Raw genomic sequence first — 12,212 nt, 5'->3', positions numbered from 1 at the left:
ATCGGGCAATTGCAGCAGCTCGATGCCTATTACCGCCTCAACAAGGCGAAGACCTTCGCCGAGTGGGAAGGCCAGCTCTCGCGCCTCGCGATCCCCTCGACCAACTTCATCTATGCGGACAAGAGCGGCACCATCGCCTATGTCTACAACGCCGCGATCCCCAACCGCCCGGCGGATGTGAAGGCCGACTGGCGCTCGGTGCTCCCCGGCAACCGCTCGGATCTGATCTGGCAGGGCGCGGTCGATTACAAGGCCCTGCCGCGCATCGTGAACCCGGCGAGCGGTTGGCTCTACAATTCGAACAACACCCCCTTCACCGCCGCGGGCAGCGGGAGCGATCTCGACCCCGAGGCCTTCGCGCCAAGGCTCGGAATCGAACTCAAGCAGACCAACCGCTCGCGCCGCGCCTACAAGCTGCTTTCCGAGGCGGGCGTGCTCGACCGCGCAACGCTCGAGGCGATCAAGTACGACACCGGCTACGAGCGCGACGGCTATGTCGCGCGGCTGTTCGAGGCGCTGGAAGCAATGCCCGCCAAGGGCGAGCTGGCGAGGGCGCGCGATCTGCTGCTGTCGTGGGACTTCACCTCCGACGGGCAAGGCGCGGCCGATGCCATCGCGATGCTGCTGATCCGCGACTTCATGGCCGCCGATTACAACAACAAGCCCTTCCCCGACGTGGCCGAGAAGCTCAAGGCGGCGGCCGATCACCTGACGACGCATTTCGGCCGGCTCGACCCGCCGCTGGGGGATCTCGTGCGCCTCAGGCAAGGCACGCGCGACCTGCCGGTCGATGGCGGCTCCGACACCTTGCGCGCCGCGACCACCTGGGATGTGGCCGATGACGGGCGACTGAGCCTCAAGCACGGCGACAGCTTCATCATGTGGATCGAATGGCAGCCGGGCCAGAAGGTTAGCTCGCGTTCGGTGCAACCCTTCGGCGCGGCGAGCACGCGGCCCGAAAGCCCGCATTACACCGACCAGATGGCACTGTTCGTCGAACACAGGCTGAAGCCCGTCTATTTCTGGCGCGATGATCTGCTGGCGAGCGTCGCCAGCCGGCGCCATACGATCAAGACCGTCACCAACGCGCGCTGACCTGCGCCTGCCCAGCCCCAAGCGATCCCCTCACCGGAGCCCATGACCATGACCCATCGTCTCGCTGCCGCCAGCCTCTCGGCGCTCGCCCTTGCGCTCGCCGCGCCCTTCTCGCCCTCGCTGGCCGAGAGCGCGGCACCCCAGCCCGCGCCCGCTCCGGCGGCGGCCCCCGCCGCCCCGCAACCGGCCGCCGACCTGCCGACGCTGGTGAGCCAGGTGAAGATTCCCTACGAGCAGTTCCAGCTCGAGAACGGCCTCACCGTGATCGTCCACGAGGACCGCAAGAGCCCGATCGTCGGCGTCACCGTCTATTACCGCGTCGGCAGCAAGAGCGAGCCGCGCGGGCGCACCGGCTTTGCCCACCTGTTCGAACACCTGATGTTCGGCGGATCGGAGAACGTCGAGAATTTCGACATCCCGCTCGAGGCGGCAGGCTCGACCAGCACCAACGGCTCGACCTGGTATGACCGCACCAACTATGTCGAGACCGTGCCCACCGGCGCGCTCGACCTCGCGCTGTTCATGGAGAGCGACCGCATGGGCTATCTGCTCGGCGCGGTCACCCAGGACAAGCTCGACAAGCAGCGCGGGGTTGTCCAGAACGAGAAGCGGCAGGGCGACAACGCGCCCTACGGCCTCGTGCGCTACCTGATCGCCGATGGCCTGCTGCCGGTCGGCCACCCCTACCGCCATTCGACCATCGGCTCGCTCGCGGATCTCGACGCGGCGAGCCTGACCGACGTGCGCAAGTGGTTCACCGACAATTACGGCCCCAACAACGTGGTGCTGGTGCTGGCAGGCGACATCGACGCCAAGACCGCCCGCCCGATGGTGGAGCGCTGGTTCGGCGCGATCCCGCGCGGGCCCGAGGTGGTCAAGACCAAGGCCGAACCGGTGACGCTGGCGGCGGACAAGCGCGAGACCATCACCGATCAGGTGCCGGTCACCCGCATCATGCGCAACTGGACCGGCCCTGCGATCAACCATCCCGACGCCGTGCCGCTTGCGGCCGGGCTGTCGGTTCTCGGCGGCCTCGCTTCCTCGCGGCTCGACAATGCGCTGGTGCGCGGCGATCAGGTCGCGGTCTCGGTCAGCGCCTTTGCCCAGCAGCACGAGCAGCTGAGCTTCCTGCAGGCGCAGATGGATGTGAAGCCCGGGGTCGACCCGGCGGTGGCCGAGGCCAAGTTCAACGCGATCATCGACGAACTGGTCGCGCGCGGGCCGACACAGGACGAGCTGACCCGCGCCGCGACCCAGATCGTGTCGGGCCAGATCGACGCGCTCGAACAGGTCGGCGGCTTCGGCGGCAAGGGCACGACTCTCGCCGAAGGCCTGCTCTACAGCGGCGATCCGGGCTTCTACCGCAAGCAGCTGGATGAAGTCGCGCGCCTCACGCCCGCGCAGGTGCAGGCGGCGCTGAAGCGCTGGCTCGGCCGACCTGCCTACACCCTCGTCATCGAGCCGGGGGCACGCAAGCTCGACGGCGCGACCATGGGCGGCTGGGGTGACGAGGCCACCGCCGCCCCGATCACGCCCGATCCCAAGACGCCGATAGAGATCGCCCGCACCGCTCCGCCGCGCGAGGCTCCCGCGGTGGCACCGGTGGGCGCGCTGACCTTCCCGGCGGTCGAGACCGCGCGGCTTTCGAACGGCATGGAGGTCTCGCTCGCGCGGCGCACGGCGATCCCCAAGGTGTCGATGGCGATCACCTTCGATGCCGGCACCGCCGCCGACGGCCCGGGCAAGGCCGGCACCCAGTCGCTGATGATGGGCCTGCTCGACGAGGGCACCCTCACCCTCACCGCCGAGCAGATCGCGATCGAGCAGGAGCGCCTCGGTGCGACGATCTCCGCCGGCACCGGCACCGATACCAGCAGCGTCCAGCTGACCGCGCTGACCGCCAACCTCGCGCCCTCGCTCGCGCTGATGGCCGATATCGTGCGCAATCCCGCCTTCAAGCCCGAGGATGTCGCACGGGTGAAGGATCAGCAACTCGCCGGGATCGCGCAGGAGCGGGCCAATCCCTTCGGCCTTGCCCAGCGCGCGATCGGGCCGATCCTGTTCGGCCCCGACCACCCCTATGGCAATGTCGGCGCGCGCGGCCTGCCCGAGGTCGTCGCCGCGCTCGATCCGGCGGCCCTCAGGGCCGAGCATGCCCGCTGGCTGCGTCCGGACAATGCCCGCATCACCGTGGTCGGCGACATCACCATGCCCGATCTTCTCGCCGCACTGGAGAAGTCCTTCGGCGACTGGAAGGCGCCCGCCGGGGCCAAGGGGGCCAAGAACCTCGATGCCGCCGTGCCGCCGGCGCGTTCGCGGCTGGTGGTGATCGACCGCCCCAACAGCCCGCAGAGCGTGCTGCTGGCCGCCCGCGTGTTGCCGATCCGCGGCAATCAGGGCGGGATGGAAGCGCTTGACCTTGCCAACGAGGTGATCGGCGACGGCTTCCTGTCGCGCCTCAACATGGACCTGCGCGAGGACAAGGGCTGGACCTACGGCATCCGCAGCGGCCTGACCGGCGGCGTGGGGCCGCGCGCCTTTACCGTCTTCAGCCCGGTGCAGTCGGATCGCACCGCGGATTCGATCAAGGCGATCCTCGGCAACCTTGCCGCCTTCCCCGCCAGCAAGGGTGTCGACGAGACCGAGCTCCAGCGCGTGACCGAGGGCAATGTCCGCGGCCTGCCCAACCGCTTCGAGACCAATGCCCAGGTGCTCGGTGCGGTGCTCGGCAACCAGCTGCTCGGCCGCCCGAGCGATTACCAGACCAGGCTGCCCGCCATTTACCGCGCGATCGACGCGAACAAGATCGACGCCGCCGCGCGGCAGTATCTCGGCAGCGAGGACCTCGTGATCGTGGTCGTGGGCGACCGCAAGCAGATCGACGCCCAGATCGAGAGCCTCGGCATGCCGGTCGAATATCTCGCGGCCGACAAGCTCTGAGGACAAACGGAAAGACGTCGGCGCGCGGCAGCCTGAAACCGGTTGAAGCGCGCTGACATCGGTGTAAATAGCGCGAAGCTCACACCCCGGGTCACCATGGTCCGGACCACAAGGAGGAGATGGATCATGTCCGTTGCAGGTACCTACAAGACCACCGTCAAGAGCCCGATGGGCGACCAGTCCGGCACCCTCACCGTCGTTCCCGATGGCGACACCTTCTCGGGCTCGCTGGTCGGCAGCCTCGGCTCGATGGACATCAATGGCGGCACGATCGAGGGCAACACGATCAAGTGGAAGATGAACATGGTCGTCCCCATGCCGATGACGCTCGATTGCGAAGCGACCATCGACGGCGACACCCTGACCGGCTCGGTCAACGCCGGCGCTTTCGGCGCGATGCCGCTGTCGGGCACCCGCGAGAGCTGATCGGCTTCCGCCACAGGTTTTCGAAGGCCGCCGGGGTTTGCGCCCCGGCGGCTTTTTCGTGTCCGCGCGCCCCGGCACCCATCCGACCAAGGTCTAGCTATTCCGGCGCCCCCGAAAGCGCGACTGTGCAATCCTCGACAGGAGCGGCGTCACAGGGCCGGTCAGGGGATCGAGCGCACAAGCGGGAGAGCGACAATGGCAACGACATATGACGGCGCGCTGCCCAAGCACCACGAGGCCACGGGGACCGAAAAGCGCGTCATCCTCGCCTCGTCGCTGGGCACAGTTTTCGAATGGTACGACTTCTACCTCTACGGCCTCCTGGCCACGATCATCTCGGCACAGTTCTTCTCCGGGGTGAACGAGACCACCGGCTTCATCTTCGCGCTGGCGGCCTTTGCTGCCGGATTCGCGGTCCGGCCCTTCGGCGCGCTGGTGTTCGGGCGGCTGGGCGACCTTGTCGGGCGCAAATACACCTTCCTCGTGACGATGGGCCTGATGGGCCTCTCGACCTTCACCGTCGGCGTGCTGCCTTCCTATGCCAGCATCGGCGTGACTGCGCCGATCATGCTGGTCGCGCTGCGACTGCTCCAGGGCCTCGCGCTGGGCGGCGAATACGGGGGCGCTGCGACCTATGTCGCCGAGCACGCGCCCAACAACAAGCGCGGGCTCTATACCAGCTTCATCCAGACCACCGCGACGCTCGGCCTGTTCGCGGCGCTGCTGGTGGTGATCGGCACCCGCACCCTGATCGGCGAGGACGCCTTCAAGGATTGGGGCTGGCGCGTGCCGTTCCTCGTCTCGGCGGTGCTGCTCGGCGTTTCGCTGTGGATCCGCATGCAGCTGCAGGAAAGCCCCGTGTTCCAGAAGATGAAGGAGGAAGGCACCAATTCCAAGGCGCCGATCTCGGAGGCCTTCGGCACCTGGAAGAATGCCCGCTGGGCGCTGATCGCGCTGCTCGGCGCGGTCGCGGGGCAGGCGGTGGTGTGGTACACCGGCCAGTTCTACGCCTTGTTCTTCCTCGAGAAGATGCTGCTGGTCGATGGTGCGACCACCAACATCCTGATCGCGGTCGCGCTCGCCATCGGCACGCCGTTCTTCGTCTTCTTCGGCTGGCTGTCGGACAAGATCGGGCGCAAGAAGATCATTCTTGCGGGCTGCGCGCTGGCGGCGGTGACCTATTTCCCCGCCTTCCACCTCCTGGCCGAGGCCGCCAACCCCGCGCTCGCCCGGGCGCAGGCCGCAGCCCCCGTCAGCGTTGTCGTCAACAACGACGAGTGCTCGGTCCAGTTCGACCCGATCGGCAAGAACAAGTTCGACTCCAGAAGCTGCGACATCGCCAAGTCGTTCCTCGCCAAGAGCGCGGTGAGCTACAGCAACGTCGAAGCCGAGGCGGGCGCGATCGCGCAGGTCAAGGTCGGCAGTGCCACCTTCACCGCCCCCGATCCGGCCAAGGTCACGGGCGATGAGCGCAAGGCCGCGATCGACGCCTTCCAGAAAGAGGTGAAGGCCGCGCTCGCCGCAGCCGGCTACCCCGCCAAGGCCGATCCCGACGCGATGAACACGGGCCTGGTGGTCGCGGTGCTGACCTATCTCGTGCTGCTGGTGACCATGGTCTATGGCCCCATCGCTGCGCTGCTGGTGGAGCTGTTCCCCACCCGCATCCGCTACACCGCGATGAGCCTGCCCTACCACATCGGCAACGGCTGGTTCGGCGGGTTCCTGCCCACCACCGCCTTCGCGATGGTCGCTGCCACGGGGGATATCTACTACGGGCTGTGGTACCCGATCGGGATCTGCGTGCTGACCGTGGTGGCGGGGCTCATGTTCCTCCCCGAAACCTTCAAGCGCAACATCGACGACTGACCCACCCCCCAAGGGTCGCAAGGAGGGGCGGCGTCCGCAGGGGCGCCGCCCCTTTGCTTGTGGGCGTGGTTGCGGTAGCTTCCCGCCCGAGGGAGAGAATGGGGTCATGATGCTGGGTGCGGCGCTGGCAGCCGCCACGCTTTATCTTGGAGGGCTGTTCTGGCTCGCCGCATGGCGGGACCGCCAAGGCGCGGGCGACGGCTGGCTCCAGCGCCGTGCGGGCACGATCTACGGCCTCAGCCTTGCGGTCTATTGTTCGAGCTGGACCTTCTTCGGCGGCGTGGGCACCGCCGCCACCGCGGGGCTGGACTATCTCGCGATCTACCTCGGCCCGATCCTGGTCTTCACCCTCGGCTTCGGGCTGGTCAAAAAGATCCTCGCGCAGGCCAAGGCGCAGCATTCGACCTCGATCGCCGACTTCCTCTCGGCCCGCTACGGCAAGAGCGCCAGCCTCGCCGCGCTGGTCACCGTGATCGCCAGTGCGGGCACGCTGCCCTACATGGCGCTCCAGCTGGAATCGGTCGGCAACACCCTGCTGCTGATGGCCCCCGACCTGCGCGCGCAGGTGGCAGCGGACGAGCTGGTGCTGATCGTCGCGGCGCTGATGGGGCTGTTCGCGATCCTGTTCGGCTCGCGCCGCGCCGACCGGCCGGGCGAGAACGCGGGGCTGGTGCTCACCATCGCGCTGGAGGCGGTGGTCAAGCTCGCCGCGCTGCTGGCGGTGGCGGCGCTGGCGGTCTGGTGGCTGGTCACCAGCGGCGGCGCTCCGCTCCCGGCGCGTCCGGTGCTGCTGACCCCGGGCCAGCTCGACGCGCGCTTTGCCGTCCTCACGGGGATCGCGGCCGCCGCGATTCTGTGCCTGCCGCGCCAGTTCCACATGACTTTCATCGAGGCCCCGGGCGAGCGCGCCACCCCGGCAATGCGCTGGGTGCTGCCCGCCTATCTCGCGCTGACCGCGGCGGTGATCGTGCCGATCGTTCTCGCCGGGCTCGCGCTGCTGCCGGCGGGGACCGATCCCGACACCATCGTGCTCGCCCTCCCCCTTGCGCGCGAGGCGCCGTGGCTGGCGATGCTGGTGTTCCTCGGCGGGTTTTCGGCGGCGACCGGCATGATCGTGGTCGCCTGCGTGGCGCTTTCGATCATGATCACCAACGACCTCGTCGCCCCGCTGCTGCTGCGCCGCGCGCTCGCCGGGCGGGGCGATCGCAGCCGCATCGCGGGGCGGCTGCTGCTGATCCGCCGGGTGGTGATCGCCGCGGTGCTCGCGGCAGCCTACGCCTTCTACCGCGGCTTTGCCGGGATTACCGACCTTGCCGGCATGGGCACCCTGGCCTTCGCCGCCGCTGCGCAGTTCGCGCCCGGGCTTGTGCTGGGCATGGCGAGCCAGCACGGCAACCGGGCGGGGATGCTGACGGGCCTTGCGACCGGCTTTGCCCTCTGGCTCGCGCTGCTCATCTGGCCCGCGGCGAGCGACACCGCGCCCGCTTTCAGCATCCATCCCGATCCGCTGGTTTCGGGCGTGGTGCTGAGCCTCGGGGTCAACACCGCGCTCTACTGGCTGGTGTCGGCGATTGCGCGCCCCTCGCTGCTCGACCAGGCGCAGGCGGCGGCCTTCGTCGGCACCCCGATGCCGGGCGAGCTCCCCCGCCACGCCACCGCCAAGCGGCTGGGCGACGTCCGCGCGCTGCTCGCCCAGTTCGTCGGGCGCGAGCGCGCCGATGCGGCGCTTGCCCCCTTGCAGATGAAGAACGGCGATCCGGCGGGCGCGGCGGTGCTCGAGCTGGCCGAGCGGGTGATCTCGGGCGTGATCGGCACGTCGTCGGCGCGCATGCTGGTGGGATCATGGGCGGGCGGCGATCCGATCCCGCTGCCCGAAGTCGTCGCGATGTTCGACGAGACCCAGCGCCGCCTCAGCTTCTCGGCCGAACTGCTCCAGACCGCGATCGAGAGCATCGACCAGGGCGTCGCGCTGGTCGATGGCGAGATGCGGCTGTTGGCGTGGAACAGCCGCTACCAGCAGCTGTTCGACCTGCCCGATCGCCTCGTCACGGTCGGCACGCCGATTGCCGATCTGATCCGCTTCAACCTTGCGCGCGGCAACCTCAGCGAGGCCGAGATCGACGAGCAGGTCGAGCGCCGCCTCGCCTATATGCGTGCGGGGACGGAGCACCGGATCGAGCGGGTGCAGCACGATGGCCGCGTGCTCCGGATCGTCGGCGCGCCGACGCCCGGCGGCGGCTACACCACCTCCTACACCGACATCACCCTCGACCGTCGGGCCGAGCAGGCGCTGGAGGAGAAGGTCGCCGAGCGCACCCGCCAGCTCTCCGAGGCCAATGCACTGCTGGCGCAGGCGACCCAGTCCAAGACCCGCTTCCTCGCCGCTGCCAGCCACGACCTGATCCAGCCCTTGAACGCGGCACGCCTGTTCGCCTCTGCCCTGGGCGAGGAGGTCAGCGGGCAGACGGCGCTCGAACGGCTGGTGGCCGATCTCGACGGCTCGATCGTCGCCGCCGACCGCCTGATCCGTGTGCTGCTCGAAATCTCCAAGCTCGACAGCGGCGGGGTGGTGCCCGCGCCCGAACCTGTCGCGCTCGACCAGCTGTTCGAGGACGTGGCGCGCGAATTCACGCTGCAGGCGCAGGCCAAGGGGCTGAGGCTGAGGCGCGCCGCTACGCGCGTCTGGGTGATGGCCGACCGCGCGCTGCTCACCGCCGTGCTGCGCAACCTCCTCAGCAACGCGGTGCGCTACACCACCACCGGCGGCGTGCTGATCGGAGTGCGGCGGCGCGGAGACCAAGCGGTGATCTGCATTCACGACACCGGCCGCGGGATCGCCCCTGAGGACATCGAGCGGATCTTCGGCGAGTTCGAACGCGGCGCATCGACCGACCGCGAGGGGCTCGGCCTCGGCCTCGCCATCGTCCGGCGTGCGGCGCGGTTGCTGGACGTGGAGGTGGAGACCACCTCGCGCCCCGGCCGCGGCAGCCGCTTTGCGATTCCCATGCCGGTGCTGCGGCGGGAGGCGACGCCCGTCGCCCGCATGGTGCCGGCGCGCCCCTCTGCCGGACTGGGCCATGCGCGGGTGCTGGTGGTCGACAACGATCCCGCCGCCCTCGCTGCGACCGCCGCGCTGCTCGCCCGCTGGGGATTGCAGGTCATGACCGCCGCCAGCCTCGCCGAGGCGCTCGTCGCCGTGCCGCAAGCCCCCGACCTCGCGATCATGGACTACCGGCTCGATGATGAAGAGCGCGGCGATGCGGCCTTTGCCGCGCTGTGCGAGGCTTGGGGCACGCGCTGCCCGGCGATCCTGCTCACCGCCGAAGCCTCGGAGGAGACGCAGGCCGCCGCCGCGCGGATGGGCGCCAACCGCCTGCTCAAGCCCGCCCCGCCCGCTGCCCTGCGCGCGCTTATCGCGACCGCCTTGGCGCAGGGCCGCGCGGCCGCCGATCAGGCCCTCGCCGGATCCGCCACCGGCTGATCGACGTCGAGCTTGGCCGCGAGCAGCACCGCCTGCGTCCGGCTGCCGACGCCGAGTTTCCGGAGGATCGCAGTGATATGCGCCTTCACCGTCGCCTCGGAGATCGCGAGTTCATAGGCGATCTGCTTGTTGAGCAAGCCTTGCCTGATGCCCGCGAGGATGCGCCGCTGGGCGGGTGTCAGGCTGGCGATGCGGGCGAGATCGTCGTCCGCGCCGGCCTCGCCTTCAGGAAACCACGCGTCGCCATCACGCACCGCGGCCAGCCCCTCGCGCATCGCCTCGAGGCTTGCCGACTTGGGGATGAACCCCGCCGCGCCCAGCTGCGCAGCGGCAGCGGCAACGCGCGGCTCCTCGGAGGCCGAGACGATCACGATGGGGAGCGCGGGGTAATCCTGCCGCAGGTCCATCAGCACCGACAGCCCTGAGGAATCGGCCATGTGCAGATCGAGCAGCAGCGCCTCGGCTGCGCCTTCGGCGAGCGCGTTGCGCGCTTCTGCGGCGCTGCTGGCCTCGATGATGGTGCCGTCTTCCCACACCTTGCCGACCGCATGCGCGAGCGCGCTGCGGAACAGCGGGTGATCATCGGCGATGACGATGCGCCCCCCCATCGGCCTAGCGGTTCTGCCTGCCCTCGATCAGCCGCTCGACCAGCGAGGGGTCGGCGAGGGTCGAGGTATCGCCCAGCGATCCGAATTCGTTCTCGGCGATCTTGCGCAGGATGCGGCGCATGATCTTGCCCGAGCGGGTCTTGGGCAGCCCGTCGGTGAAGTGGATCACATCGGGCGTGGCGATCGGGCCGATTTCCTTGCGCACGTGGGCCTTCAGCTCCGCCAGCAAGGCGTCGGTGCCCTCCTCGCCCGCATTCAGCGTGACGTAGCAATAGATGCCCTGCCCCTTGATATCATGCGGATATCCGACCACCGCAGCCTCGGCTACGAGGGCGTGGAGCACCAGCGCGCTCTCGACCTCGGCGGTGCCCATGCGGTGGCCCGAGACGTTGATGACGTCGTCGACGCGGCCGGTGATCCAGTAGTAGCCATCCTCGTCGCGTTTGCAGCCGTCGCCGGTGAAGTACTTGCCGGCATAGGTGCTGAAATAGGTCTGCACGAAGCGATCATGGTCGCCATAGACGGTGCGCGCCTGCCCGGGCCAGGAGTGGGTGATGCACAGGTTGCCCTCGTTCGCGCCCTCGAGCACCTGCCCCTCGTTGTCGACCAGCTGCGGGCGGATGCCGAAGAACGGGAGCCCCGCGCTCCCCGGCTTCATGTCGTGCGCGCCGGGCAGCGTGGTGATCATGCAGCCGCCGGTTTCGGTCTGCCACCAGGTGTCGATCACCGGGCAGCGACCCTCGCCCACCACGTCGAAATACCAGCGCCACGCCTCGGGATTGATCGGCTCGCCGACGCTGCCGAGCAGGCGCAGCGAGGCGCGCGAGCGGCTGGTGACGTGGTGGTCGCCCTCGCGCATCAGCGCGCGGATCGCGGTGGGGGCGGTGTAGATGATGTTGACCTGGTGCTTGTCGACCACGTCCCAGAACCGCCCGTGATCGGGGTAGTTGGGCACGCCTTCGAACACCACTGCGGTCGCGGCGTTCATCAGCGGGCCGTAGACGACGTAGGAGTGCCCCGTCACCCAGCCGATATCGGCGGTGCACCAGAACACCTCGCCCGGCTGGTAATCGAAGATGTAGTGAAAGGTCGTCGCGGTCCACACGCCGTAGCCGCCGGTGGTGTGGAGCACGCCCTTGGGCTCGCCGGTCGATCCCGAGGTGTAGAGGATGAACAGCGGGTCTTCCGCGCCCATGATCTCGCAGGGGCAATCCTCTTCGCTGGCGAGATCGGCGAGCCAGTGGTCGCGGCCCTCCACCATCGCCACCGCGCCGCCGGTGTGCGGGATCACCAGCACACCCGCGACGTGCGTGGCATGGGCGGTGAGGTTCAGTGCCGCATCGACATTGGCCTTCAGCGGAACGTGCTTGCCGCCGCGCAGGCCCTCGTCGGCGGTGATGACGAAGCGGCTGCCGCAATCCTCGATCCGCCCCGCGAGCGCCTCGGGCGAGAAGCCGCCGAACACCACCGAATGCACCGCGCCGAGGCGGGCACAGGCGAGCATCGCGACCACCCCCTCAAGGATCATCGGCATGTAGATCGTCACCCGCTCCCCGCGCGTGACACCGAGCTTCTTCAGTGCGTTGGCCATCCGCACCACCTCGGCTTGGAGCTCGCCATAGGTGAGGCTGCGCGACGGCGTGGCCGGATCGTCGGGCTCGAAGATCAGCGCCGTGCGCTCGGCGTGCTCGGCAAGGTGCCGGTCGACCGCGTTGTGGCACAGGTTGAGCTGGCCATCCTCGAACCACTTGATCGCGACCGGATCATAGGCCCAGTCCCCGCCGATGGTGGGCGCC

7 protein-coding genes are annotated in these 12,212 nt (G+C 69.0%); 5 read left to right on the top strand and 2 right to left on the bottom strand.

Going from position 1 to position 12,212, the window contains the following annotated elements:
• From AX692_RS11885 to AX692_RS11865, 5 genes are all read left to right on the top strand, one after another.
• Nucleotides 1-1,095 (top strand): penicillin acylase family protein (locus AX692_RS11885; RefSeq protein ID WP_196491790.1); only part of this gene is annotated, 1,095 nt, incomplete at its 5' end.
• A gap of 42 nt (nucleotides 1,096-1,137) precedes the next feature.
• Nucleotides 1,138-4,035 (top strand): M16 family metallopeptidase, encoded by a 2,898-nt coding sequence (locus AX692_RS11880; RefSeq protein ID WP_073975575.1) that lies wholly within the window; start codon nucleotides 1,138-1,140, stop codon nucleotides 4,033-4,035.
• Between the two features lie 126 nt (nucleotides 4,036-4,161).
• On the top strand, nucleotides 4,162-4,461 hold the full coding sequence (locus AX692_RS11875) for a hypothetical protein (RefSeq protein ID WP_073975576.1): 300 nt from the start codon (nucleotides 4,162-4,164) through the stop codon (nucleotides 4,459-4,461).
• A gap of 195 nt (nucleotides 4,462-4,656) precedes the next feature.
• Nucleotides 4,657-6,327 carry an MFS transporter gene (locus tag AX692_RS11870; RefSeq protein WP_073975577.1) on the top strand — a complete coding sequence of 557 codons (1,671 nt, stop codon included), beginning with the start codon at nucleotides 4,657-4,659 and terminating at the stop codon, nucleotides 6,325-6,327.
• A 106-nt stretch (nucleotides 6,328-6,433) separates the two neighbouring features.
• A complete protein-coding gene (locus AX692_RS11865) occupies nucleotides 6,434-9,808 on the top strand; it encodes a PAS-domain containing protein (RefSeq protein WP_073975578.1) in 3,375 nt (1,124 codons plus the stop codon).
• On the opposite strand, the gene AX692_RS11860 is transcribed toward AX692_RS11865, so the two are convergent.
• Nucleotides 9,778-10,416, bottom strand: coding sequence for a response regulator transcription factor (locus AX692_RS11860; protein WP_073975579.1), 639 nt, complete (start codon nucleotides 10,414-10,416; stop codon nucleotides 9,778-9,780). The two genes, AX692_RS11865 and AX692_RS11860, sit on opposite strands and share 31 nt — an antisense overlap.
• A 4-nt stretch (nucleotides 10,417-10,420) precedes the next feature.
• On the bottom strand, nucleotides 10,421-12,212 hold a 1,792-nt coding region (gene acs / locus AX692_RS11855; RefSeq protein ID WP_073977701.1), incomplete at its 5' end, for an acetate--CoA ligase.

Origin of the sequence: Erythrobacter donghaensis (assembly GCF_001557325.1) — a bacterium.
GTDB lineage: Bacteria > Pseudomonadota > Alphaproteobacteria > Sphingomonadales > Sphingomonadaceae > Erythrobacter > Erythrobacter donghaensis_B.
Note: the sequence above shows the minus strand (reverse complement) of the source record. Positions and strands in the feature narration are given on the sequence as shown.

Excerpts from the sequence above, each read along its gene's own strand:
- AX692_RS11860 (WP_073975579.1), bottom strand. The coding sequence starts at position 10,416 with ATGGGGGGGCGCATCGTCATCGCCGATGATCACCCGCTGTTCCGCAGC.
- AX692_RS11870 (WP_073975577.1), top strand. The coding sequence starts at position 4,657 with ATGGCAACGACATATGACGGCGCGCTGCCCAAGCACCACGAGGCCACG.
- AX692_RS11865 (WP_073975578.1), top strand. The coding sequence starts at position 6,434 with ATGATGCTGGGTGCGGCGCTGGCAGCCGCCACGCTTTATCTTGGAGGG.
- AX692_RS11880 (WP_073975575.1), top strand. The coding sequence starts at position 1,138 with ATGACCATGACCCATCGTCTCGCTGCCGCCAGCCTCTCGGCGCTCGCC.
- AX692_RS11875 (WP_073975576.1), top strand. The coding sequence starts at position 4,162 with ATGTCCGTTGCAGGTACCTACAAGACCACCGTCAAGAGCCCGATGGGC.